The following is a 22,855-nucleotide window of genomic DNA, read 5'->3' as shown; positions in this document are numbered from 1 at the left end:
CCGTAACCAGAGGAGGAACCGTGGCTCACACCAAGATGCTGGAGGCTTACCCGAAGGACTTGGGCAACATCGACAAGGAAAAGCTGGCCGAGTGCATCGCGGCCTGTTTCGAGTGCGCACAGATTTGTACCGCGTGTGCCGACGCGTGTCTGTCGGAGGACATGGTCGCCGAATTGACCAAGTGCATTCGTACTGATCTCGACTGCGCCGACATCTGCGTCGCCACCGGGAACGCGTTGTCACGCCACACCGGGTACGACGCGAATGTGACCCGAGCGTTCCTGGAAGCCTGCGCGACCGCCTGCAAGGCATGCGGCGACGAGTGCGAAAGCCATGCCGACATGCACGAGCACTGCCGTATCTGCGCCGAAGCCTGCCGACGCTGCGAACAAGCCTGCCGCGACCTCCTCGCCAATCTGGCGTAGAGGTCGGTCCGGTGACCCTCGTGGCCATAGCTCCACGGCCGGGTGCGTTCGTTCCAAGCCGGCACAAGGGGTCGACCCGTAGGTCAGCGTGGGTCAGGCAGTCCAAACTACGACATACAGCACTGTCTCACCGAGAACCGGAATCATGATCGACGACGCGGGCCCCGGCTGACCGGGCCCGCGTCGCGGCCTCCGCCGCACACTTGGCCGGTCACTGTGCAGTGCAAGCGCGCCCAACATGCTCGCGGTCGCGGCGCGGCATCTGGGTTCCGCTCTACGACGTACTCGCGGGGACGCCTGCCCTCGGAGGTGTGAGGGCCCCATCACCGCAAAGGGAACCGCCAACGGTGAACCCGCGGGGCCGGCCCGATCGCCGCTACTCCTTCTCGGTGGCGGCTCCAGATCTGGCACACGAAATGCCACGTCCCCGGCTTCTCCGAACCTGAGTGTCCGCACACACTCGAGGACGTTGCGTATGCTCAGGTTCGTCGCAGAACCGTCAAAATTCGCGCGAACTTCTAAAGAGCGGCCTCGATGGCCTCGTTGGTGTAGTAGAGCTTCTTCTCCAGCGGGTGGAGCACCGTCTGGACCTTGTAGGTGGCGTCGCCGACGCACCACAGCGCGCGACCCTTGTCCTGCATCGCCCACCCGGAGACGAGGTCCTGGGCGATCGGGCCGAGCCCGAGCATCGAGTCGAGCTCGCGGGCGACGCGGGGCTTCTGGGCGCCGAGGATCTTGATGTCGGCCAGTTCGAGGAGGTCCTTGGCGATCATCGCGGCCTGGGAGTCAGCGTCGCCGACCGAGAGCAGGTCGGAGGGCTTGTGGAGGTTGCAGAACTGGATGTCTCCGCCCTTGCCGGCCATGCCGCGGGAGAGTCGCAGGTCGGCGTCGAAGCTGGCCACCGCGGCGGTGCCGAGACGCATCTGCTTCCAGACCTCGTCGCGCACGACGATGCGCAGGTCGCCGGGTTCGGCGATCTCCCGCAGGCCGCGGCCCCAGGAGTTCATGCACAGCAGCGCGATGCCCACGGCCTCGTCGCCCAGGCCGTCGAGCCGGGAGAGGCTGAACGACTGGATCGGGGCGCGCCAGTCGACCTCGATGTTGGTGAAGTCGTCGAAGAGGCCGGCCAGGGTGCCGGTGACCAGCTCGCCGAGCGCGTTGCGCAGCAGCCGGGTCTCGTCGAGGAACACGCGGGGGTTCGCGTACTCGCAGGCCCGGACGAGCTCCTCGGTGGGGTTGCGGAGCAGGTCCCACAGTCGCGGGATGGTCGTCTCCTGCAGCACCGTGTTGCCGGCGGCGTAGCCGGTGAGGATCTGCAGCGCGTTGCGGACGACGTCGGACTCGTCGGGGCCGAAGGGCACCCGCCGCTCGTCGTCGATCTTCATGGAGCCGACCAGGCCGCGGACCAGGACCAGCCACCGCTTGAAGATGATGGTGGCGCGCCTCTGGGCCTCCTCGGCCGAGAGCTTCTCCCACCCGTCGCCGAGCGGCCCCATGGACAGCGGGTTGACCCGGGCCGAGAAGCCGGGGGCGATGACGAAGGGCTCGACACCGAGCGCGCGGCACAGGGACTCGTACTCGTCCTTGACGTCGCCGGTGACCAGGGTGCGGTAGCCGAAGGGCATCATCCGGGTGCAGAACGCCTTGGTGGTGCCGGACTTGCCGCTTCCCGGCTTGGCGAACTGGAAGATGTTGGGGTTGGTCGCCGGCACGTCGTCGCGCAGCACCCACCCGAACGGGTCGCAGTAGAACGAGCCGCCGGAGAGCTGGTCGACGCCCATCTGCGCCCCGGTCGGGGGCAGGGCCGGCGCGGACACGAACGGCCAGAACACCGGAGCCTGGTCGCTGGTCATCCGCCAGGCCTGCGCCGGGGCGGAGGCGGGCGCCCATCCGCGGCCGCGGCGCGCGGCCCCGCGGCGCGGGGCGTACTTGAAGATCCGGGGCTCCTTGGTCTCCGGCGCGAGCGTGGGGATCGTGGGCAGGTCGTGGCCGAAGTCCGACAGCAGGGCGGCCATGTCGCGGCCGCTGCCACGGTTCCGGAGGGTGGTGGTGGGCATTAGGCGTCTCCGCTCCGGGTCAGGCTCATCCCGACGGGGATGGTCGAGGCGGCGAAGCCGACGTCCTGGGCGAGGTCGAGGCGTAGCGGCGCGAACCCGGCGCGACGGATCGAGGCGTCCAGGCGGCGCCCGAACTCGGTGATTCGCAGCGTCTTGGGAACCGTGACCGTGCAGACCGCGTAAGGCCGGACGAGCGCGTTGCCGCGGGCCAGTTTGGCGTCCAGGCCGCGGGCCTTGTGGGCCTCGTCCCGCTGCTTGGCGCGGGTCTTGCGGCCGAGCTTCTCGTTCATTCCCTCGGCCAGGTCCGCGGCCCACTCGGCGTTGCCGGACTGCCGGTCGGCCTTGGACTGGGACACGATCGGGAAGGCGACGACGAACGAGCGCCGCTCCCCCGACTCGCTGGGGGTGAGGATCGGTGCGAGTGCGCCCATCGCGACGCCGCGGGTCGGGAGCTTGATAGTGGCGCTGATCGAGTTCCACGCGTCGTGGCTGTAGTGCCGCACCGTCGCGTCGGCGCCCGAGGGACCAGCCAGCGCCCAGGGCACGTCGGCGTTCACGTTCGGGTCCTTCTCCCGCATGGCGAGGGCCTCGACGATGCTGGCGCGGTCGCCGGGGGCGAACCCTGTCCGGGAGGCCAGGGCGAGCTCCGGTGAGGTGAGCCAGCGGACCGACGTCATGCCCATCGGGCCCCGCAGCTGGGCCTCGATCTCGGCCATGAGCAGGTAGAGCTCGCGGCAGCGGCCCTCGAACCCGCCGCCGGACTCCTTGGCCGACCGGGCGATCCAGGTCTCCGGGACGACGATCGTGACGAACTGCTCGGTGCGCACCGACGCCTGGGTGAGGCCGACCGCGAGGTCGCTATTGACGACCTCGGACAGCTCCGGGGCGTTGGCGCGGCGGTGCTTGGTGACCCACAGATCGCGCTCGGCGCCGTCCTCGGGGACGGTGCGGACCATGAAGAGGATCTCGTCGACCTTCTCGGTACGCCCGGCGACGTCGAGCAGCCCGGCGAGCGCCTCGCCGTAGCGGTTGCGCTCCTCGACGTCCTTCATGCCGATGCCGGGGTGCACGATCGCGGCCGTGACCGCCCACGTCTTGGTGGCGTGGTCCTGGATCACCGCGACGCGCTGCAGCTGCGAGCCGTGCGGCGGGCCGTCGTGGATCTGGACCCCCTGCAGCACCCCGGGCAGGTCCGGGGTGTCGAGGTCCTCGCCGCGGCCCTGCGTGGCCTTGGCCCTAAACGAGGTCCAGCCCAGCAGCCCACCCACGGCGTACGCCGTCGAGGCGAACACCCAGCCGGTGGCCGAGCGGCCCCGGACCGGGATGACGGTGATGGCCAGCAGGAACAGCCAGACCAGGGCGAACAGGAACGCGGAGAACCACGCCCCGCGGCTGATCGCCCAGAACGCCGGCAGGCTGGCCAGCGCCAGGAACATCAGCTGGCCTCCGGAGAGGCCGAAGAACCAGCCGATGCGGTCGCGCTGGTAGTCGGCGTAGATGGTCATCGTCGGCTTCCTTCCGGGTCAATCTGGATGTCAGTGAGGTCGGGGATGGTCGGCAGGGGCGTGAGGCGGCTCCGGCGGCGCATCGCTACACCGCCACCGGGGGGATCCCGCCGGCGGCCGCGCCGGCACCACCGGCGCCGCCCGCCGCTCCCCCACCGCCACCGGCGGCCGGGGTCTTGGGAGCTGCTCCGGCACCACCAGCGCCGCCCTGACCGCCACCCGAGCCGCCACCAGGCGCACCGCCGGTGGGCAGCGTCGGAGGTGTCGGCGGAGCAGGCGTCATGGGCGGAGTCGGCATCTGCGGGTCGTCGTCCCCGCCCCCCTGCGAACCGGGGTGTGTTCCGCTGCTCTGGTCGCCGGACTGGCCGCCGGACTGACGGCCTCCCATGCCACTGAAGTCCGGGCCGTAGGTGCTCTGCCCGACGCCGGCCTGGTTGGTCTCGTCCGACATCAGCGAGGTCGCCTTGGCGCCGGCGGAGTTGATCCAGCCCATGCCGGTCGACAGCGCCTGTCCGACCGGCCCGAAGCTGCCGAGGAGGCCCTGGGTCGACTTGTTGAACCGGTCACCGGTCGAGGCCTCCGCGCTCTGCTCACCCGAAGACCGGCCGTTGGCATCCGTGGTCGACGCGGCCGAGGAGCCTCCGCCGGCACCGCCCCCGAGCAGGCCCTGGAGGCCACCCTGGATGGCCATGCCCTGTCGGAACGACGCTCCGCTGGGGGTGCCCGGGTCGACGAAGGCCAGGAGCTTGAACAGCGCCAGCGGCGCCACGACGCTGATCAAGATCGTCATCACCGCCGGCAGTGCGGTGCCGAACGCCTTGGCGGTGTCGTCGGCGAGGTGGGCGGCGACACCGTTGGCGAACTGCACGCCGATGCCCAGCACCATCACCATCAGCACCGGCGTGAACGCCGCGGCGTGGAACCAGCGCAGCGACTTCCAGAACCAGGAGCGGGTGAAGTCGGCGACCAGCCCGGCCGCCGACAGCGGGCCGGTGGCGGTCAGCACCAGCAGCGACGCGGCGCGCGCGAGGTAGACCAGGACGTGCCCGATCGCGGCCAGCCACAGGAAGATCCCGAGGAACGCGAGCGCGGTGGCCACGCCGGCGTCGGTGATGTCGTCGATGCCGAGACCGCCCAGGGGGTCCCAGTCGGGCCAGGTCTGCACCTTGAGCAGCGACTTCATCAGCGCCTTGGTGATGGCGCCGCAGGCAGCGACGATCATCACGCAGTAGCCGAACCAGCATGCGCACACCACGACGAACTGGCCGGCGCCGATGAACGCCCGCGCGAGGCCCTTCCCTTCGCGCTTGAAGGCGGCAGCTCCCAGCTGGATCATCGCCAAGATGACCACCAGGGAGAGCGCGAGCCAGAGCGTGAAGGCGTAGACGTCCTTGCCCGGTCCGTCGGCGCGCAGGTCGGGGGTCAAGAACAGCTCGCTGAACGTGAGCACGATGCGCAGCACGAACAGGCCGGAGTTCCAGACCGCGAGCATGGCTGCGGTCCAGGCATCGGCCGCGGCCTTGGCGATGACGTCGCCGATGGCCTCGAACGGGTTGGGGATGTCACCCAGGCCGGGGATGCCGCCGCCGAACAGGTCGCCGACGTTCGGGAGGCCAGGGATACCGGGGATCCCGGGGACACCCGGCAGGCCCGGGAGTCCAGGCAATCCGCCGTCGCAGATCGCGTCGAGGATGCCGCAGCCGTCCGGGAGCAGTCCGGTCGCGCCGTCGAGGACGTCGCCGGCGCCGTTGATCACGTTCCCGGCGCCGTCCTTCACCTCGCCGGCAGCGTCTTTGCCGCAGTCGATCGGGTCCTTGGCGCAGTCGACGGCGTCGCCGCCGAGGTCGCACAGCGCGTCCGGGCCGGGGCAGCCCATCTTGACGTCGCGGGCCGGCAGCTGGCCGGTGGCCGCCACCGGAGCGGACTGGGCCGTCGTGGCGGCCGTGCGGGCCACCGGCTCGGCCGCGGCCGCGGCGGGCGGCTGCAGCGCGGTGGCGGCACCGAGGAGCGTGGTGAGGACGAGGACGGCCAGCGCGGCGATGCCCAGCCTGGTCACTCGGTCGACGACAGCGGCGGTCACTGGGGCGCTCCGTTGATCGGGATCCAGCCGGCCTGCTTGTACTCCGGGGTGCCCGGCGCGACCGCCTGAGGCTGGCCGGTGGAGACCAGGTGGTCGATGTCCTCATCGCTGCCCTGGACCAGGCGCCAGTCCCCTACTCCGTCGACCTCGGTCCAGCGCATCAGCTGGGTGCCGGCATAGAGGCCATCGCTGACCTTGCCGTTGGCGGTGGTGAGGGTGACGTAGCTGAGCAGGTTCACCGCGTAGTAGCCGGTGTCGAGCTCCTCGAGGGTGTAGGCGATCGGTGTCACGGCGTACGAGGCCGGCGGCGGGACGTCGCCCTCCTTCGGGACGCCGGCCTGCTGGCGGCGCAGCGCGACGGCGTCGCGGGCCCGCTGCTCGAAGACCGCCTTGTCCTCGGCGGCGGAGTACAGGCCGGCGACGGCGGCGGCCTGGTCGTAGTCGAACCCGAGCTGTGCCTTGGCGACCTCGACCTGCAGCGCGACCGCACCGAGGTCCGTGGCCGGGAAGCGGGTCGGGTGGCCGTCGACCACCTCGGCGCCGGTCGGGATCACCACGCCGTCGGCGGGGGCGGTCTCCGGGGCGACCTGGTCGACCGAGACATTCTGCCCCTGCTGCCCGGTCTGGCTCGAGGAGTCGCCGCTGGTCTTGTCGGTGCTGCCGCTGTCGTCGGTCCGGCTGCGCGCTCCGAGCCAGACGGCGGTCGCCACCAGGGCGGCGATCATCACCAGGACGCCCACGCGCAGCAGGGTGGTGCGGGACTCCCCCATCGAGTCGTTCATGCGGTTGCTCATCTCAGTGCTCCCCTTCGTGGTGTCCGTGGTCGCCGGGGTTGGTGGGTTCGGTGTGGTCGGTGGACCAGGTGCGCCAGCCGGCCTCGTGGGCCAGCTGGGTGCCGGGCCAGGTGGCGGGCGCAGGTGCTGGCGGGGCGCCGGGGGCGACCATCCAGCGGCCGCCGACCCACTGCATGCGCTCGCAGTGCGCGAAGGCGATCTGGCCTTCGGACTTGTAGGTGGCGCTGACCTTCATCAGCACGCAGACCGTGGCCCAGTCGGGGCCGTCGGTGCCCTTGACGAGCGCGGCGGCGGGCTCCAGGGAGACCGAGGCGCTGGGGTCCTTGACCTCGCCCATCCCGGTGCTGGAGAGGAACGCGCGGACGCTGGCGGTGATCCACCAGTCCTCCGCCCGGACCCCTCCGGGCAGCGCCCAGGCGTTGTAGACCTCCTCGGCGGTGCTCAGGCTCATCGACTGCAGCACCGCGAGGTCGATCTGGGCGAGCTGGCCGATCGCGCCCTCGGGGGTCTGCGGGAACCCGGTCATGACGAACGCGGGTCCGTTGACTCCGGTCCCGGTCGGGATCTTGATCTCCGGGGCCTTGGTGCTGGTGGTCTCGGCGGGGAAGGCCGCGCTCTCGGGGACGCTCAGCATCGGCTCGGCCGCGATGTCGTCGCGGTGTGCGGCACCGCGGGCCACCGTCGAGTGGTCGGTCTCGCCGGTGGCCACGCCGGTGTTCGCGTTCGCCTCGTCCCCGATACCGGCGATCGCCAGGTACACCGCGTAGACGAGGCCGACCAGCAGGAGCACAGCCACGGCGACGGCGGCGGCGAGGATGCCGAGCAGCCGGCGCCGGCCCCACTCGGTGGTGGCCTCGGCCTTCTTCGTGGCTGCGCGCCGCATCAGATGCAGCCCTTGCCGAGGATCCCGTTGAGCATGCCGGGCAGGACCAGGTAGGCGATCGCGCAAGCGAACACGACGACCACCGAGATCACGCCGACCTTGGAGGCGTGCGGCAGGGAGAACACCCGGCCGGCGATGATCGCGCCGATGGCGATGATGATGCCGAGACCGAACAGGACGATGACGCCCCACAGCACGTAGCTGGTGATCTCGTTGGTGGGTCCGACAGCACCCGGGGGTGCCTTCGGGCAGACCTTGGCGGCCATCGGGAGAACAGCGGTCATGACGTCCATGGGTGGACTTCCTTTCTGGGTTGCTGACCCCCGGTGGGTCAGGCGCTTTCGCTGGTGTCGGACAGGTGTGCGGGCTCGAGCAGCTGGCGGGCTGCCGAGATCAGGGGGGCCGGGACGGGCCGGGAGTCCAGGCCGTTGACCGCGAGCTCGCGGTCCTCGGGGATCTCCACGCACCGGTCTGCGACCAGGGCGCGCCGTACGGCGGGCCCGCCTGCGTGCTCGAGGCCCCGGGGCCACTTCTTGCGGCGCGGACCGCGCACGGCGAGGGTGATCTGCTCGGGCTGCCAGTGGTTGGCCAGCAGCTCGAGCGCGACTGAGGCGCGGCGCATCCCGGGGACGGTGGCGGTGGTGACCAGAACGATCTGGTCGGCGGTGCGGACGGCCTCGGCGAGCCAGCAGTCGGTGGCCAGAAGTTGGCCGGCCTCCCAGCCGATGTCGAGGATGGTCAGCTGGGTCTCGTGCTCGGACTCGGTCGGCAGCGGAACCTCGTCGACGCCGGCGAGGACCTCGCTGGCCCGCTCGAGCAGGACGTGGTCGCGCTTGCCCTGGCGCCAGTCGGTCGGGTGCAGGCCGAGCTCGGCGGTGCTGGCCGCGGCGAGACCGGAGGCGGTGACCGAGCAGCACTCGATGACCCGGACCGGGCTGGCGGCCGCCAGGCCGGCGGCCAGGGCGACGGTGCTGGCCCCGACCGAACCGGCGCAGCCGATCACGGCGATGGTGTGCTCCCCCGCTGCCGGGCTCCAGTTGTCCGCAGCGGCGGTGCCGCGGCCGCGGGGTCCCTTGCCGGCGCCAGGGCCGGTCCGGAACTCGCCTGCGCTCACCGCGTTCCAGGCCCGCTTGAGCTCGTCGACGCCGACCGGGCGGCTCGAGGTCTGCGTGCTCACTGGGCCTCCCCGAGGCCGCCGCGGCGGTACTCGAGCGCGGCACGGACCTCGGCCGGGGTGAGGCTGGCCAGCTGTGCCTTGGCGGCCTGCACCTCGTGCAGCTGGGCGACGCAGCCGGTCAGCCGCTCGATCGCCTCGGTCTCGCGGCCGGCGATCGCGAACAGCTCGGCGATCTGCTCCGGCGTCCGGCTCTCGCCGTCGTCCTGGGTGTTTGTCATGGGCTTCACCACCTCCAGTCGCCTATGTGTCGCGGGGCGGTGGGAGCGATCACGGTTGCGCTCATTCGTCATGGCCGAACTTCCTCGGAGCGGCCGCGGCGAGGGCGCGCACGGTGCGCGAGCCGTGGCGACGGACGGTGGCCTCAGACACCCCGATGCGGGGTGCGACGCGGCTGGACACCTCGTTGCTGAGCAGGCCGCCGTAGCCGCGAGTCAGGTTGCGGGTCTCGATCCGGTCGGCTTCGTCGACCAGGCACAGCAGCAGGTAGCGGTCGGCCGCGCTGATCACCTGGTTCTCGCAGGCCCACGCCAGCAGCTCCAGCAGCTCCTCGGTGGCCGACGGCTCCTCCTGCTCGGGACCGGCGTCGGCCAGGATCTCGGGCCGGTGCCGCAGGGCGCCGGCGACCGGCTCGGTCGCCAGCTCGCCCTTGCTCCACGCCGCCCCGTCCGAGGCGTCCAGGTCGCCGGTCGAGAACGACTCGACAAGGGTGGTGTTCGCCCAGGTGCGGTCGGCGCGGGAGACGTGGAAGAAGTCGCCGACCTCGCGGAGCACCCCGACCCGGGTGTTGATCAAGATGTTCGCGGCGACCTTGCGCAGACGGCGCCACTTGAAGGTCCGCACCTCGATCCACAGCTGGGAGGCCACGAGCTCGTCGATCCGCTCGACGGCTGACCAGGAGCCGGCGGCGACGGGCTGGCTGTCCCGGAAGACCTCGCGGGGAGGCAGGGTGCTCAGCCAGCCGGCAAGCCGGCACGCACCGGGCAGCAGGCACTTGGCGAGCGCGGCCGCCGCGGCGATGTCGTCACCACCGTCGGGGGCCGCGAGCATGGCCAGCGCCAGGAGGACTTCGTCAGAGGCTGAGCTGTCCACCGAGGGCAGCCAGGCACGCAGCTCGTCGAACTTCTCGACGACCCCGAGCCGGGGATCCGCTGCCACCCAGGCCGGCCACTTCTGGCGGGCCTGGTCGAGCAGTTCGCTGTTGTCGTCGAGGCCGAGCTGGTCGCCCACACTCATCGCACTCGCTCCTTTCGTCCGTGACTGAGCACGGCAGAAAGGTCGCGAGCGGGCGTCCCCGCATCCGTCCCCCCCAAAGCCCTGATTTGGAGGGGGGACGCTGAGGGGGACGCGCGTTTCCGCAGGTCAGAGGGCGTCCCCCCGAAAGTTCAAGAAGTTTCGGCCGACCCCCTTGCGCGCCCCGATTTGTCGAGACGCAGCGAATCGTGACAACTCGCTGTCACGGTCAAGATCTACTAATCGAGTGGACTTTCACGGACGGCTTCGTCATCGACGTCCGACCGGGAGAACGGCCGCGCGCGCATGGGCCTCAGCGCTAACTCACTTGCGGGAGCATGATCGTGCGCATGAGTGACACACAGCGCATCAGGCTTCTCGGAGCGGGTATCAACATGGTGGTCGAGGTGCCGGCAGGCATAGAGACCTTCGAGCACGAAGGACGACTGTTCCAGCGCACTGGGTTCGGTCACAGCGTGGGTGCTGACGAGGCCATCCCGAGCTTCCAGCTCGTAGAGGAGGCGTAGTCCGGACCTCTGATCGTGGGCATTACGCCCTACCCGGCGATCACTCCAGCGAGATGCAGATGCTCGGGGAGCATGGACTGGCTGATCGAGGACATCGAGAAGAACGGAGCGGCCACCACTCGGGAGGAAGCCGATCAGCGTCCCGTCCCGGACTCCGAGGGAACCGCCGCCGGCAACCTCGGACACGTCAGCGATGCCCTGGCCATGCTGGCCTTGTTCGACGTCGAGCTGCCTTGACCGTATACCCTAGGGGGGTATGCTGAAGACATGAACACGCACACCCATCGTCCCGACGCGGCCACCACGGACCAGGTCACCGACCCGGTGTGCGGCATGACGGTCGACCCGGCCGTGGCCGAACACGCAGTCGAGCACAGCGGTGAGCAGTTCTACTTCTGCTCAGCTGGCTGCAAGGGCAAGTTCCTCGCCGACCCTGACCGATACATCGACCGTGGCTTCTCAGACCATGCCGAAGGTGACCACGCCGGGCGTGCAACTGAGCCCGGACATGTGCAGCCGACCCCCAGTGAGGGCGAGGTGGTCGAGTACACCTGCCCGATGCACCCCGAGATCCGGCAGGACGGCCCCGGAACCTGCCCCATCTGCGGGATGGCCCTCGAGCCCGTCATCGTCACCGCGGACACCGGGCCGTCCGAGGAGCTGCGAGACATGACCCGCCGCTTCTGGGTCGGCGTCGTCCTGTCCATCCCGGTCGTGATCCTCGGCATGGGCCGCGACCTCGTCCCGTGGCTGCACGACAACATCTCCGCCACCGCGTCGGCGTGGACCCAGCTCGTGCTTGCGACCCCGGTGGTGCTGTGGGCCGGGTGGCCGTTCTTCGTCCGCGGCTGGGCGTCGGTGCGGACCCGGAACCTCAACATGTTCACGCTCATCGCGATGGGCACGGGCGTCGCGTGGCTGTTCTCCGTCGTCGCCACCGTCGCGCCGGGCATCTTCCCTGCCGCGTTCCGTGAGGACGGGGCCGTCGAGGTGTACTTCGAGGCCGCCGCCGTCATCACCACCCTCGTTCTTCTCGGGCAGGTCCTCGAGCTCCGCGCGCGCGAAGCGACCTCCGGCGCCATCAAGGCCCTCTTGGATCTCTCGCCCAAGGCCGCGCGCCGCGTCCGCGAGGACGGCACCGAGGAGGAAGTCACCCTCGACCAGGTTGAGATCGGGGACATGCTGCGCGTTCGCCCCGGCGAGAAGGTCCCGGTCGACGGGCTCGTCGAGGACGGCAAGTCCGCTGTCGACGAGTCCCTGGTCACTGGCGAGTCCATGCCCGTCACCAAGAACGTCGGTGATAACGCCATCGGCGGAACACTCAACCAGACCGGCGCCCTGCTGGTGCGCGCCAACGCGGTCGGTCGCGACACCATGCTGGCCCGCATCGTGAACATGGTGGCTGAAGCCCAGCGCTCCCGCGCACCCATTCAGCGCGCCGTCGACCGAGTTGCAGCAGTCTTCGTGCCGGCCGTCATCGGCGTCGCCGTGCTCGCATTCATCATCTGGGCCATCGTCGGCCCCGACCCGAAGCTGGCTCACGCGCTCGTCGTCGCGGTCAGCGTCCTGATCATCGCGTGCCCGTGTGCCCTGGGCCTGGCCACACCCATGTCCATCATGGTCGGCGTCGGGCGCGGTGCCCAGATGGGCGTCCTCATCAAGAACGCCGAAGCGCTCGAGCGGATGGAGAAGGTCGACACCGTCGTCGTCGACAAGACCGGCACCCTGACCGAGGGCAAACCCGCCGTCGTCGCCGTCGAGCTCGCCGAGGGGTTCCACACGCACACCGCCGAAGAGCTGCTGCGGCTCGCGGCCGCCGTGGAGAACGCCTCGGAACACCCGCTGGCTCGCGCCATCGTCAACAAGGCCCAATCCAACCTGGTAGCCGGGATCGAGTCCAGCGCAGGCAGGCTGCCCGAGGTCGCTGACTTCGACGCACCCGCCGGCAAGGGCGTCCGCGGCATCGTGGAGGGCCGCAAGGTGCTCATCGGGACCGCCGGGTTCCTCACGAGCCAGGACATCGACCCCGCCGCCCTGGCCGACCAGGCCGAGCAGCTGCGTCGCACCGGCGCGACCGCCGTCCTCGTCGCCATCGACGGCACCCCAGCCGGCGTCATCGGCATCGCCGACCAGGTCAAGGACACCACCCCGGCCGCGCTCACGGCGCTGCGCAAGGAGGGCATCGAGGTCATCATGCTCACCGGCGACAACCAGGTCACCGCCGCCGCGGTTGCCGCCGACCTCGGCATCGACCGGGTCGAGGCAGAGGTGCTGCCCGACCACAAGGCCGACGTCGTCAACCGCCTCCGCTCCGAGGGCCGCGTCGTCGCGTTCGCCGGCGACGGCGTCAACGACGCCCCCGCGCTCGCCGCAGCCGACGTCGGACTCGCGATGGGCACCGGCACCGACGTCGCCATCGAATCCGCCGGGGTCACTCTGCTCCGCGGCGACCTCAACGGCATCGCCCACGCCCGCGCGCTCTCCCACGCCGTCATGGGCAACGTCCGCCGCGGTCTGGTGCTGGCGTTCGGGTACAACACCGCCGGCATCCCCATCGCCGCCGGCGTGCTGTACCCGGTGTTCGGGTGGCTGCTGTCCCCGGTCATCGCCGCGGCCGCGATGGCTCTCTCGTCGGTCAGCGTCATCATCAACGCGCTCAGGCTGCGGACCCAGCGGCTGGGCTGACATCAGTGTCTCCGTACCATCGAAGCCGATGAGCCCCGTGCCCGCGACGAGCCGCCGCACCCGCAACTCCCTGCGGGTGCGGCTGGCTGCGCGGCTGACCGGCCGCAGCGCAGTGGCCGTCCTCGTAGCGGCCCTGGTCCTCGGCATCCTCGGCATGCACGCCCTTGCCAACCACGGCGCTCCCGCACCTCCCGTGACTGCCTCGAGCACGATGAGCATGACGGGTGCGGCGGCCGTGACTTCTGCTCACGAGGCAGCGATGGCCTCGGGGGACTCGCACGACGGACACACCCACTCCACCGCGACGCAGTCCTCGATGGCAGCCCCCGGGTCCAGCGTTGACGCCGGTGCTGACCCCGGTCCCGGCTCGGGTCACGGCATGGCGAGCATGGTGATGTTGTGCGTCGTCATGCTCGCCGCTGCATCGCTCATGTTGCTGACACTCCTCACCACCGGCTTCCGCCGGCGGCTGCAGCCGGAGGCGTTCATGCCCGCAGCCGTCCGCGAACGGGTGCTGTGCTGGGTGCGTGGCACTGGGCCACCCCATGAGTGGCAGTTCTCCGTCATCAGGTGCTGACAGGCCCTGCGACCACCCGCCACCGCTGCACCCGACCCTGAGCTTCCACTCCGCGGGTCGACGCCAGCGGGCCGGCCGGGTGTCGCCGCGGCCTGCCCGCAACACCCCACCTGACTACCTGACTTCCAGGAGAACTCGCATGCACACCAACACCAAGACCCGTACGCGCACCCTCGGCGCCGTCGCGCTCACCCTCCTCCTCGGCGCCGGCGTCACCGCCTGCGGCGAGGACACCACCGACGCGGCCAGCCAGACCGAGGTCAGCACCACCGAGCACAACGACGCCGACGTCGCCTTCGCGAGCGACATGATCACCCACCACGCCCAAGCGCTCTCGATGGTTGACCTGACCCTGAAGCGCGACCTCGACCCCGAGGTCCAGGCCCTCGCCGAAGACATCCGCGACGCCCAGGGCCCGGAGATCGAGACCATGGCCGACTGGCTCACCCAGTGGGGCGAAGACGTCCCCGAGACCATGCGCGACCACGTCAACTCCGGCCACGACATGGGCGACATGTCCGACAACATGGACGACATGGGCCACGACGACATGCCCGGAATGATGACCTCCGAAGACATGGACGCCCTCGAGAACGCCTCCGACGCCGAGTTCCAGGACATGTGGCTCGAGATGATGATCGAGCACCACGAAGGCGCCATCGAGATGGCCGAGACCGAGCAGGAAGACGGCCAGTTCAAGGACGCCGTCGACCTCGCCGGCCAGATCATCGACGCCCAGCAGCAGGAGATCGACACGATGCAGAGCCTCCTCGACTCCTGAGCCCGCAGCGCGGGCGGACGTCACCGTGCCGGTGGCGTCCGCCCGTCCCTGTGCCCCCACATGCCCGCACACCCGGCGACCGCAACCGCAGCCGCAGCCGCAGCCGAGGCACGCCACCACAGCAGAGGAACGACACCCCGTGAACAAACCCACCCACGCTCAACTGGCGGCCGCCGCCGTCACAGCAGTCCTCACCCTCACCGCCGCCGGATGCGGCACGGACCCGACAGCCACCGATGCCACCAGCGAGACCAGCTCGAGCTCGTCGAGCTCCGCCGGCGTTGTACCCGACGACACGTCGCTCCCGCCATGGCCAGCACCCAGCGACGTTCCCGCGCGAGTCGCCGCCGCCGGCCTCGACCTCGGCCCCATGGGAACCGCCGAGCACTACCACCCCACGCTGACCATCACCATCGACGGCCAACCGGTCCCCGTCCCACCCAACATCGGCGTCGACCCCGATACCGGCGCCATGTCCGCGGTCCACACCCACGAAGGCGACGGCACCATCCACATCGAAGCCCACACCGTCGGGGAGAAGTTCACCCTCGGCCAGCTGTTCACCCAGTGGGGCATCGCACTCACGCCGACACAGATCGGTGGCGCCAAGGCGAACGCCGGCGAAAAGGTGAAGGTGACCAGCAGCGGCACCCCCGTGCCCGGCGACCCCGCCAACCTGCAGCTCGAACCCGACCAGCAGATCCAGCTGACCCTTCCCTGACCCAACGCCCATACCAGGTCGGGCGATTGCCTACTTTGACGACGAGCCACTGAAGGACCGATCTCACCAAACTGTCCCGCGGGCGCGGCATCCATCTTTCCTGCATCTCGACACGATTTCGGGCGGCGATCGACCGGGCGCGGGAGGCTGTCGCGGCCTCGACGTCGGCCTCGCGGCCCCGGCCGCAGAGACCCTGCCCCGCGATTTCCGATTCCCCGGCGCCGACCGCAGGGTGCGTGCTCTACTTGGCCCAAGAGCCCCAGGTGACCCGAGACGCCTGGGGCTCTTTCACGTCCAGCAGCAGCCGCGGGCGGGTGAACGACGCAGGTCCCCGTCCTGCTCGAGGACGGGGACCTGCTTCGTGTGATCGGTGCTCTACGGGGTGACGCCAACCCCTCGTGGACTCATGTAGGTCGCCACAGTGATGACGCCCATGTGCCATGTCCCGCTCCACTCGGCGAAGCTCGAGAACGCATCCGGTCCCTGCTCCCCCACCGCGACGATCGCCTCGCCGTCTCTGGCCAGGCGCTCGATCCACGCCGCCGGGTGGTCGTCGACGAACTCGCCCTCCACGACGACCGGGGGCTCGGCGACGAACCGACCTTCCGGGGCCTCGATGATCCTGACGTCACGAGCTCGGCCGACGTCCAGCGCCCACCCGGTCAGCCGGGGGTACTGAACCGGGTTCCCGGGCTGGAGCAGGCCGGCCTTGAAGGCCCGCCAGGTGGGGGCCATGTCGTACATCTGCGGCCGCGGGTCGATCCCCCGGTTCAGCCACTCGGACAGGGTCGTGAACAGGCCCATCCGGGGCGGCATGCTCGGCAGCTCTGTGAGCCGCGCCCACACGTTCTCCACGTCTACGCCCATCACTGCGTGAGCACCTGGGCCTCCCCGATGCGGATGGGCAGCGGGTCGGTGGTCAGGTCGAACTCGATGGTTCCGGACTGGCCGCCGCCGGTCCACTCCACCACCCAGTGGCTCGTGGCGGTGACCTGGTAGGCGCCGTCGGGCTGGTCCGACGACATCTTCGCGTAGCGGTGGCCGCAGGTCGGCGAGGGCTGCTTCCCGTAGTGATCTGCGTACGGCGTGCCCTTGCCCGTGCAGGTCACCTTGGTGCCGTCGCCCATGTTCCACACGACATTGGAGACGCTGGCTGTCGCGCTGACCGAAACCGATCCCTCGCTGGCGGAGCGGGTGATCGGACCGAACGTGTCCTCAGTCGGGCTGTCGACCCACATCCATACCGGGAGGCCGACCAGCCCGGCACGGTTGGCGCCCGACTCGGGAACGATGCCGATCTTGATCGGGTCCAGGTCCATCGAGGCGATCGCTCGCTCGGCGAGGACCACCGGGTTGATGCCGACCTCACCGGTCTCGATCCACATGTACTCCCACGATGAGCCCGGCGGCGGGAAGTAGCAGACATGCCACCACCCGTCCTCCTTGGTCTGGCCCTCCGGCGGGACCATGTCGTCTGGACCGCGCTCGCCGATCCAGCACGCATACTTGCTACTCCAGACCGAGCCTCCCGGGCCCGTGCACGGGATCTCCTTCCCGTTGTACTTGCAGGTCGATGAGCCGCCGGTGCTCCCGTTGCCGCCGCCGTTGTTGCCGCCCTCGCCCTCTTCGCAGTGAACCTCTCCGGTGACCGGGTCGGCCACGCAGTCCGCGCTGGCGATCGACGCTGTTGCGAACACGATTACGAGCGATCCCGCCAACGCAACGATGAGTGCTACGAGTCGCCTCAGCATGGCTGGTCCCACAGCAGGTCTGAGTCGGAGACCTTCCACACGCCCTTGTCCTTGACCAGCGTGTACTCGACCGGTGCTGGGTTGCGAAGCGGCTTCCCATTCGGATCCGTGAAGTCGGGCTGCCGAACCGCGCCGTCGTTCTTCCACGTCACGCCCGTGCGGTCCTCGCAGTCGATGATCAGCATCTCCTTCCCACGGTTCCGCGGTTCGTCGAGCGTGTGCGTGTACTCGCCCTCGACCGTGACCTTTTTCAGGGTCATGCTCGCCACCGCGTGCTGCAGCTGCAGGAACTCATCGCCGGTCGCGACCGGGTTCAGAGTCTTGAAGTCGATCGTCCGCTTTCGGTAGGCGATGTCTCTCACCTCGAGGTAGGCCTCCAGCTGGGCCGCGGCCTTCTCCTCGGGGGTCTTCGGGGTCGGCGTGCTGGTGGGTGTCGGTGAGGGCGACTGGGTGGGGGTCTCCTTGACCTCGGGGTCGGGGTCGTCGCCGCCGCAGCCGCTGAGGGCCAGAGCGAGCGCGAGGGCCACTCCCCCGAGTGCGGAGTGGTGCTTCCTCATGCGGTGTCTCCTCCTGTGTGGGGCAGCGTGGTGACGGATCTGCTGACGTCGTTGGCGATGTGCTCGAGGTGCTCTTCGGCGGCGTCGACGAGCTCGGCGAGCGAGCCGTTGTCGGCCGGGTCGATGCCGAACTTCTTGTCGGCGTTGTAGAGGGTGCGGATGGTGTCGCGCACGAACACGGCCCGGGCGATACGTCGGGCGTCCGGGTCGGGACGGTCTCCGCCGGCCGCGGCGTAGCGGCCGGTGAGCTCCTGGTCGAACGTTGTCATGTGCTGGGGCTCCCTTCCCGAGTCAGCTCGCGAGCCAGCCGTGTGTACGGATGATGGTCTTCGTGCGTTCCGACAGTTCCATGGGGGCGTCGCCGTCGTCGGACCGGTTGCAGATCTCCTCGCGGAGGATCCGGTCGGCCTCGAGTTGGTCGCCCTCGGCCTTCATGACGTGTGCCAGGCACAGTCGGGTGCTCTCGCCGTCGGGGTCGGCCCGGTTGGCGACGTAGGCCGCGGAGCGGGCCTTGACCAGGTCACCGGCCGCGAGTGCCTCGGTGACGACGATGAGCGCGACGTCGGCGATCCATCCGGCGGCCATGAGGTCGACGCGGTCGGGCTCGTTGGCCAGCCAGGACCATCCCTCCTCGCGCAGCTGGCTGAACGGCTGGGCTTCCCCGACCAGCTCGAGCGCGGTGCAGAGGTCGGCGACGCCTTCGGCGCCGCCTCGGGCCTGGCCGCGCTTGCGGAGCCGGAGGAACAGGTCCAGGTCGACGAGCAGGCCGTCGTCGACCTGGTAGACGTTGACGCCGGTGACCTTCGCGGCCGGTGCCTTGTCGGCGTAGGGCAGGTGGTCCTCGCCTGTGCGGGGGTTGGTGCCGAGCCAGTCGCGGACGATGTTGGTGTAGTCGCGCACCTTGCCGTCGGAGATCGAGAACGCCTCGCGGATCTGCTCGCGGGTGGCGCCGTGCTTGCGGTGCAGGGCGAGGAACGCCAGCAGTTCGGTGAAGTACGGCTTGCGCTTGGCCAGCGCCTTGCCGTGGGCTCGGGCTGAGACCGGACCGAGCAGGGTGAGCCGGGGCCGGTCGCAGGTGGGTGAGAACCAGTCGGCGATGTCCTGGTCCAGGTCGGGGTCCTTCTCCTCGACCTCGGCGCGGACGTGGGCCGGCACCTTGGGCGCGAGCGCCTCGAGGTCCTCCTGCACGATCGCGCTCTCGCGGATGTACTCCTCGTCCTGGCCCTCGAGGAGGGAGGAAATCGGCTCGTCGACGGCGTCCGCGGGGGTGTTGCGCGGCAGGGTGTACTCGCGGCGCAGGGCGCCGGAGGTGTCGGTGTAGGCCTCCCAGCCGTCGGTGGCGGTCTCGTCCACCGGGGTGTCGACGTACTCCGGGGTCTCGCTCTGGGCGTAGACCAGGGCGCAGCCGCGGGCCTCGTCGCTGGTGAGGCCGACGGCGATGAGGTTGAGGCCGGCGTGCTCGAGGACGACGCGGCCGGTGTTGGTCATGTGCAGGACGGCGCCCGGGGTGTTGGGGCGTTCGCCGGCGACGACGATGGAGGTTGCCGACTGTCCGACGTGGTCGGTGACCAGTTGCAGCAGCTGCTCGAGGTCCTCGGGATCTCCGGCGGCGGCGTCGACCAGGAGCATCCGGGCCGGCCAGGTGTCGTCGTCGACGCTGCCGGTGCGGGCCGTGGACACGTCGGTGTCGTGGCGCTTGGCCCGGTCGACGGTGGTGACCGCGGCCGCGAGGATCTCCGCGGTTGCCGGCGACCCGGCTGCCCCAGTCGGGTAGAAGCTGATCCGCTCGTCCATGGCGACGGTCTCCTCGGCCACGCCGATGCAGTCGACCTGCACCCGACGCGACCACGGGTTCACAGCCAGCTGGGCGGCGAGGTGGCGGGCGAAGTCGCGGCCGTAGGTGGGGTCTCCGCTGATGGTGAGGGTGGACAGCTCCTCACAGTTCAGCAGCCAGGTCTCGCCGGTGTCGCTCATGCCGATGGTGGCCAGCAGCGGGTAGGGCGGCTCGACGGTGTCGGTGTCGGGACCGAGCTGGTCGACGTCGGTGTCCGTGGTGACGTGCCAGTGGGTCTGGTCGGGGCTGCCCACCCAGGGCGCGGGGACGGTGGCCGGCGCGCTGAGGTGCAGGGTCAGCTTGCCGTGCCCGAGCTCCACGGCCGCGAGGGGCGGCATCGTGGTGCCCTGGGCGCCGACGGCGGCCGCGAGGCGACGCAGCGCCTCGTCGGCGAACTCCACGGTGGCGGCCGCGGCGGCGCCGGTGGCGTTCAGGGTCATCTCCACCGGCGCGAGCTCCGGCGACGGGGCGGCGATCGCACGGCCGGGCGGCCGGTTGCGGAACGCGGCGCGTCGGCGCGAGCGCAGGGCCATCAGCAGGGCCCCGGACAGCAGCACGCCCCCGCCGGTGAGACCGGCGAGGACCCAGGGTGCCTCGAGGATCGAGTCGTCGCTGTCGTCGACCTGGTCGACCTCGGCGGCCGCCGCCGGCTCCTCGGCCTGGGGCGGCGCGACCTCGGGTGCCTCAGTCTCAGGTGCCGCAGTCTCGGGCACCTCCGGCACGTCGGGCTCCTGGACGACCGGCGGCTTCTCCTCGGCCGGCGGGTCGACGGGCTGCTGGTCCTCGGGGCTGACGGGGTTCTCGGGCTCGACCTCACGCGGCTGCTGCTGGTTGGCGGCGCCGGGGATGTTGAGCGTCCAGCCGACGTCGATGACGTCGGGGTCAGTCAGCTGCACTCCGCCGGGCTGATCGATGCCGGCCGACGCCTGGTAGATCTCCGGCCACCGGTCGGCGTCACCGAGCTGCTCCTGCGCGATTCGGCTGAGGGTGTCGCCGGCCTGGACGCCGTACTGGTGTGCGGGGGCGTCATTGACCTGGGGCGCGGGCAGCTTGAGCACCCAGCCGGGCTCGAGGAAGCTCGGCTGCGCGCCGAGCAGGTCGCGGTTGAGCTCGGCGATCTCCTTGTACCTGGCTCCGTCGCCGAAGTGGTCCTCGGCGATCGACCAGAGGCTCTCCCCCGGCTTCACGGCGTGGTCGACGGTCTTGGGCGCCTGGCGCTCCTGCTTCGTCTCGACCTTGACGTCCTACTGAACGGGCGCCTGGTCGACGGCGCCGGCGTGGACGTGGCTCACCGCGGCCGGGGCGGCAGCGGCGGGAGCGGCGGTGGCTGCCTGGGCAGTGATGGGTGCGGCGATGAACAGCAGTGCCGCGAGCCCGATCAGGTTCCGGGCGCCGGCCTGCGGCAGCCGGAGGCCCGGCAGCTGGGGCGCCTGGATGTTGCGGAGCCGTGCGATGGCCTCCACGACGAGGCTGAGCGCCATGAAGGCCCACGCGGCCCAGCCGACCACCTTGAACAGGCCGAGGACGAGCGTGCCGTCGTCGGGCGCCAGGAGCGCGTTCTTGATGCTGTCCAGGGTCGGGACCTGGTCGGGGATCGGGCTGGCACCGATGGCGAGGAACAGGGCAGGGAGCCCGACGAGGATGCCGAGCACGGCGGCCGCGGCCGCGAGTCCGGTGAGCCGCTGGCCCAGGGTGGGGTGGGTGGGCGTGGTCATCTCTCGATGCCTCCTTCGGCGCGGATGAGCCGCGCGGACGCCTCCCCGGTGACCTGCATGGTGTCCAGGCCGATGATCCCGAGGAACTTGCTGGTGTAGGAGTCGGTGGTGGTGACGATCAGGGTGTCGCCGTCGACGACGCGCGCGTTGCCTTCCACGCCGGCGGCGTGGAGGTAGTCCATCGCGGCCGCCTTGGCGGCGTTGATGTCGACGCGGAGGTCCTCGCCGCGCACCGCGGTCGAGCCCTGGACCTCCTGGGCGCCGGTGCGGGCGGCTTGGGCAGCGGCGCTGCGGGCCTGCTGCTGGGTGTGAACCTTGCCGCCGAGGTCGACGGCCATCCCGACGAGAATGATCATCGCGAACGAGGCGGTCGCGAACCACACGCTGATGGAGCCGCGCTCGTCGCGGGCCCGGCCCGCCAGGAGGCGGCGCAGCTGGCTGATCATCGGCGCTCCCGGTAGGCGTCGACGGGGCTGCTGGCGGTCGCGGTGATCGTCCTGGTCCCCGGCAGGCCGGGGATGGCCAGGTCGGCGACGTCGACCTTGCAGGTCACCGTGGCCGTCACCTGGGCGGTGGTGCCCAGTGGCGCGTTGAACGCCGCAGCGTTGACCGTGACGTTGGTGGTCGCGCACTGCAGGCCCTGGTCGTGCAGGCTGCTGGTGGCCGCGGACTTGCCAGAGCTGATCGCCTCGTTCTGGGTCCGCTCGATGGAGGCGGCTCGGGCTGCTTCGTAGGCTGCTGCCTCCACCGACTGCTTGGCGATCTCCACGCGGCCGCCGAGGATGATCATCGCGATGAACAGGCCGAAGGCCGGGACGCCGATCGCGGCCTCGATCGCCACCGATCCGCGCTCGTCCCGGCGCCTGCGCCGCCAGCTGGTCCACCTGGTCATTCGGTGAGCCTCTCGACCGGCACGCTGGCGCTCTGGGAGACGGTGACGTGCCACCCCGGAATCACGCTCAGGGACTTGCCCGTGACCGTGATCGTCGCGGTGGTCGTGGTGCGTGACCCCGAGACGCTCGTCGACGTCATCACGTCGGAGCCGCCGGCGTGGTTGAGGAAGGTGTTCGCCGTTGCCAGACCGGACTCTCGGGTGCCGGTCTCGCTGCCTGCCTCGCGGGCGCCCTCCTGCGCGGCCGCGAGCGCTACCTGCTTCGCGTGGTAGTACAGGGCGCCCTGGAGGCCGAGGAACATCAGCAGGAAGAGCGCGGGCATCAGGAAGACCATCTGGATGGTCACTGACCCGCGCTCGTCCCGGCTGCGGCGGCGGTGGAGGCTGGCGAACATGGCGAGGTCGGTTCCGGCTACTTGATCTTGGCGGACTCGCTGGTCACGAAGAATTTGATGGCCGCGACGACGATGCCGACGATGACAATCACTGCGCCGGCCCAGATGACCTGCTCGATCGTGACGGAGCCGCGCTCGTCGCGCTGCCTGGTGACGCGGTCCTCTAGGGAAGCGAGTACGGTGAGCGCCGCCAACTGGAGGGCGATGAAGAGCTTCAACATCGGGGTTCTTCCTTCCTGTTCGGGTGTTGCGGTCTGGGTGACCGGGGT

The 22,855-nt window shown here is 70.4% G+C and carries 26 protein-coding genes; 7 read left to right on the top strand and 19 right to left on the bottom strand.

What is annotated here, in order from left to right; all coding sequences use genetic code 11:
- Window positions 1-35: 35 nt before the first annotated feature.
- Window positions 36-425, top strand: a complete 390-nt coding sequence (locus K8Z61_RS03565; RefSeq protein ID WP_151580648.1) for a four-helix bundle copper-binding protein — start codon at window positions 36-38, stop codon at window positions 423-425.
- Between the two features lie 518 nt (window positions 426-943).
- Here K8Z61_RS03565 and K8Z61_RS03560 read toward each other — a convergent pair.
- The 9 genes from K8Z61_RS03560 to K8Z61_RS03520 form a co-directional block, all read right to left on the bottom strand.
- Window positions 944-2,440, bottom strand: a complete 1,497-nt coding sequence (locus tag K8Z61_RS03560) for an ATP-binding protein (protein ID WP_224126683.1) — start codon at window positions 2,438-2,440, stop codon at window positions 944-946.
- Between the two features lie 41 nt (window positions 2,441-2,481).
- Window positions 2,482-3,987, bottom strand: a complete 1,506-nt coding sequence (locus K8Z61_RS03555) for an SCO6880 family protein (protein ID WP_224126682.1) — start codon at window positions 3,985-3,987, stop codon at window positions 2,482-2,484.
- A gap of 85 nt (window positions 3,988-4,072) precedes the next feature.
- A complete protein-coding gene (locus tag K8Z61_RS19220) occupies window positions 4,073-6,067 on the bottom strand; it encodes a type IV secretion system protein (RefSeq protein WP_224126681.1) in 1,995 nt (664 codons plus the stop codon).
- Complete coding sequence (locus K8Z61_RS03545; RefSeq protein WP_224126680.1) at window positions 6,064-6,861, bottom strand: hypothetical protein; 798 nt, start codon at window positions 6,859-6,861, stop codon at window positions 6,064-6,066. Before K8Z61_RS03545 ends, K8Z61_RS19220 begins: the two co-directional genes overlap by 4 nt.
- A 1-nt stretch (window position 6,862) precedes the next feature.
- Window positions 6,863-7,744: a hypothetical protein gene (locus tag K8Z61_RS03540; RefSeq protein WP_224126679.1), complete on the bottom strand. Its 882-nt coding sequence runs from the start codon at window positions 7,742-7,744 to the stop codon at window positions 6,863-6,865.
- Complete coding sequence (locus K8Z61_RS03535) at window positions 7,744-8,037, bottom strand: hypothetical protein (RefSeq protein WP_224126678.1); 294 nt, start codon at window positions 8,035-8,037, stop codon at window positions 7,744-7,746. The genes K8Z61_RS03540 and K8Z61_RS03535 overlap by 1 nt, the downstream gene beginning before the upstream one ends.
- A gap of 38 nt (window positions 8,038-8,075) precedes the next feature.
- A complete protein-coding gene (locus K8Z61_RS03530; RefSeq protein WP_224126677.1) occupies window positions 8,076-8,921 on the bottom strand; it encodes a hypothetical protein in 846 nt (281 codons plus the stop codon).
- Window positions 8,918-9,151, bottom strand: coding sequence for a hypothetical protein (locus K8Z61_RS03525; protein WP_224126676.1), 234 nt, complete (start codon window positions 9,149-9,151; stop codon window positions 8,918-8,920). The genes K8Z61_RS03530 and K8Z61_RS03525 overlap by 4 nt, the downstream gene beginning before the upstream one ends.
- A gap of 49 nt (window positions 9,152-9,200) precedes the next feature.
- Window positions 9,201-10,154: a hypothetical protein gene (locus tag K8Z61_RS03520; protein WP_224126675.1), complete on the bottom strand. Its 954-nt coding sequence runs from the start codon at window positions 10,152-10,154 to the stop codon at window positions 9,201-9,203.
- Window positions 10,155-10,501: 347 nt separating this feature from the next.
- On the opposite strand from K8Z61_RS03520, the gene K8Z61_RS03515 reads away from it, so the two are divergent.
- The 6 genes from K8Z61_RS03515 to K8Z61_RS03490 all read left to right on the top strand — a co-directional run bounded on the left by K8Z61_RS03515 (window position 10,502) and on the right by K8Z61_RS03490 (window position 15,442).
- Window positions 10,502-10,678 (top strand): hypothetical protein, encoded by a 177-nt coding sequence (locus K8Z61_RS03515; protein WP_170286128.1) that lies wholly within the window; start codon window positions 10,502-10,504, stop codon window positions 10,676-10,678.
- A gap of 72 nt (window positions 10,679-10,750) precedes the next feature.
- Window positions 10,751-10,915: a hypothetical protein gene (locus tag K8Z61_RS03510; protein WP_224126674.1), complete on the top strand. Its 165-nt coding sequence runs from the start codon at window positions 10,751-10,753 to the stop codon at window positions 10,913-10,915.
- A 30-nt stretch (window positions 10,916-10,945) separates the two neighbouring features.
- The gene (locus tag K8Z61_RS03505) at window positions 10,946-13,363 is read left to right on the top strand and encodes a heavy metal translocating P-type ATPase (RefSeq protein WP_224126673.1); all 2,418 of its coding nucleotides are present in this window, start codon (window positions 10,946-10,948) and stop codon (window positions 13,361-13,363) included.
- A gap of 28 nt (window positions 13,364-13,391) precedes the next feature.
- A complete protein-coding gene (locus tag K8Z61_RS03500; RefSeq protein ID WP_224126672.1) occupies window positions 13,392-13,940 on the top strand; it encodes a hypothetical protein in 549 nt (182 codons plus the stop codon).
- 139 nt (window positions 13,941-14,079) lie between these two features.
- A complete protein-coding gene (locus K8Z61_RS03495) occupies window positions 14,080-14,721 on the top strand; it encodes a DUF305 domain-containing protein (protein ID WP_224126671.1) in 642 nt (213 codons plus the stop codon).
- Between the two features lie 139 nt (window positions 14,722-14,860).
- Complete coding sequence (locus K8Z61_RS03490; protein ID WP_224126670.1) at window positions 14,861-15,442, top strand: hypothetical protein; 582 nt, start codon at window positions 14,861-14,863, stop codon at window positions 15,440-15,442.
- A 375-nt stretch (window positions 15,443-15,817) separates the two neighbouring features.
- Here K8Z61_RS03490 and K8Z61_RS03485 read toward each other — a convergent pair whose 3' ends face one another.
- From K8Z61_RS03485 to K8Z61_RS03440, 10 genes are all read right to left on the bottom strand, one after another.
- Window positions 15,818-16,297, bottom strand: a complete 480-nt coding sequence (locus K8Z61_RS03485; RefSeq protein ID WP_224126669.1) for a hypothetical protein — start codon at window positions 16,295-16,297, stop codon at window positions 15,818-15,820.
- Window positions 16,298-16,308: 11 nt separating this feature from the next.
- Complete coding sequence (locus tag K8Z61_RS03480; RefSeq protein ID WP_224126668.1) at window positions 16,309-17,103, bottom strand: hypothetical protein; 795 nt, start codon at window positions 17,101-17,103, stop codon at window positions 16,309-16,311.
- A gap of 83 nt (window positions 17,104-17,186) precedes the next feature.
- A complete protein-coding gene (locus K8Z61_RS03475) occupies window positions 17,187-17,750 on the bottom strand; it encodes a hypothetical protein (RefSeq protein ID WP_224126667.1) in 564 nt (187 codons plus the stop codon).
- Window positions 17,747-18,019: a hypothetical protein gene (locus K8Z61_RS03470; protein ID WP_224126666.1), complete on the bottom strand. Its 273-nt coding sequence runs from the start codon at window positions 18,017-18,019 to the stop codon at window positions 17,747-17,749. The genes K8Z61_RS03475 and K8Z61_RS03470 overlap by 4 nt, the downstream gene beginning before the upstream one ends.
- Before the next feature lie 22 nt (window positions 18,020-18,041).
- Window positions 18,042-20,771 carry a LysM peptidoglycan-binding domain-containing protein gene (locus K8Z61_RS03465; protein ID WP_224126665.1) on the bottom strand — a complete coding sequence of 910 codons (2,730 nt, stop codon included), beginning with the start codon at window positions 20,769-20,771 and terminating at the stop codon, window positions 18,042-18,044.
- Window positions 20,772-20,828: 57 nt separating this feature from the next.
- Window positions 20,829-21,299, bottom strand: a complete 471-nt coding sequence (locus K8Z61_RS03460) for a hypothetical protein (protein WP_224126664.1) — start codon at window positions 21,297-21,299, stop codon at window positions 20,829-20,831.
- Entirely contained in the window at window positions 21,296-21,745 is a 450-nt protein-coding gene (locus K8Z61_RS03455) for a pilus assembly protein TadG-related protein (protein ID WP_224126663.1), read from the bottom strand. The genes K8Z61_RS03460 and K8Z61_RS03455 overlap by 4 nt, the downstream gene beginning before the upstream one ends.
- On the bottom strand, window positions 21,742-22,191 hold the full coding sequence (locus K8Z61_RS03450; RefSeq protein ID WP_224126662.1) for a TadE/TadG family type IV pilus assembly protein: 450 nt from the start codon (window positions 22,189-22,191) through the stop codon (window positions 21,742-21,744). Before K8Z61_RS03450 ends, K8Z61_RS03455 begins: the two co-directional genes overlap by 4 nt.
- Window positions 22,188-22,538, bottom strand: coding sequence for a pilus assembly protein (locus tag K8Z61_RS03445; protein ID WP_308116740.1), 351 nt, complete (start codon window positions 22,536-22,538; stop codon window positions 22,188-22,190). The genes K8Z61_RS03450 and K8Z61_RS03445 overlap by 4 nt, the downstream gene beginning before the upstream one ends.
- A gap of 65 nt (window positions 22,539-22,603) precedes the next feature.
- Entirely contained in the window at window positions 22,604-22,807 is a 204-nt protein-coding gene (locus tag K8Z61_RS03440) for a hypothetical protein (RefSeq protein WP_224126660.1), read from the bottom strand.
- Window positions 22,808-22,855 lie beyond the last annotated feature (48 nt).

Source organism: Nocardioides sp. TRM66260-LWL, from assembly GCF_020075545.1.
Taxonomy (GTDB): domain Bacteria; phylum Actinomycetota; class Actinomycetes; order Propionibacteriales; family Nocardioidaceae; genus Nocardioides.
This window is presented reverse-complemented; position numbering and strand designations above follow the sequence as displayed.

Bases quoted from the DNA above. Each gene is read 5' to 3' on its own strand.
- K8Z61_RS03565 (WP_151580648.1), top strand. From the start codon at position 36: ATGCTGGAGGCTTACCCGAAGGACTTGGGCAACATCGACAAGGAAAAG.
- K8Z61_RS03560 (WP_224126683.1), bottom strand. From the start codon at position 2,440: ATGGCCGCCCTGCTGTCGGACTTCGGCCACGACCTGCCCACGATCCCC.
- K8Z61_RS03555 (WP_224126682.1), bottom strand. From the start codon at position 3,987: ATGACCATCTACGCCGACTACCAGCGCGACCGCATCGGCTGGTTCTTC.
- K8Z61_RS03545 (WP_224126680.1), bottom strand. From the start codon at position 6,861: ATGAGCAACCGCATGAACGACTCGATGGGGGAGTCCCGCACCACCCTG.
- K8Z61_RS03540 (WP_224126679.1), bottom strand. From the start codon at position 7,744: ATGCGGCGCGCAGCCACGAAGAAGGCCGAGGCCACCACCGAGTGGGGC.
- K8Z61_RS03535 (WP_224126678.1), bottom strand. From the start codon at position 8,037: ATGGACGTCATGACCGCTGTTCTCCCGATGGCCGCCAAGGTCTGCCCG.
- K8Z61_RS03520 (WP_224126675.1), bottom strand. From the start codon at position 10,154: ATGAGTGTGGGCGACCAGCTCGGCCTCGACGACAACAGCGAACTGCTC.
- K8Z61_RS03515 (WP_170286128.1), top strand. From the start codon at position 10,502: ATGAGTGACACACAGCGCATCAGGCTTCTCGGAGCGGGTATCAACATG.
- K8Z61_RS03510 (WP_224126674.1), top strand. From the start codon at position 10,751: ATGGACTGGCTGATCGAGGACATCGAGAAGAACGGAGCGGCCACCACT.
- K8Z61_RS03505 (WP_224126673.1), top strand. From the start codon at position 10,946: ATGAACACGCACACCCATCGTCCCGACGCGGCCACCACGGACCAGGTC.
- K8Z61_RS03500 (WP_224126672.1), top strand. From the start codon at position 13,392: ATGAGCCCCGTGCCCGCGACGAGCCGCCGCACCCGCAACTCCCTGCGG.
- K8Z61_RS03495 (WP_224126671.1), top strand. From the start codon at position 14,080: ATGCACACCAACACCAAGACCCGTACGCGCACCCTCGGCGCCGTCGCG.
- K8Z61_RS03475 (WP_224126667.1), bottom strand. From the start codon at position 17,750: ATGAGGAAGCACCACTCCGCACTCGGGGGAGTGGCCCTCGCGCTCGCT.
- K8Z61_RS03470 (WP_224126666.1), bottom strand. From the start codon at position 18,019: ATGACAACGTTCGACCAGGAGCTCACCGGCCGCTACGCCGCGGCCGGC.
- K8Z61_RS03460 (WP_224126664.1), bottom strand. From the start codon at position 21,299: ATGACCACGCCCACCCACCCCACCCTGGGCCAGCGGCTCACCGGACTC.
- K8Z61_RS03455 (WP_224126663.1), bottom strand. From the start codon at position 21,745: ATGATCAGCCAGCTGCGCCGCCTCCTGGCGGGCCGGGCCCGCGACGAG.
- K8Z61_RS03450 (WP_224126662.1), bottom strand. From the start codon at position 22,191: ATGACCAGGTGGACCAGCTGGCGGCGCAGGCGCCGGGACGAGCGCGGA.
- K8Z61_RS03440 (WP_224126660.1), bottom strand. From the start codon at position 22,807: ATGTTGAAGCTCTTCATCGCCCTCCAGTTGGCGGCGCTCACCGTACTC.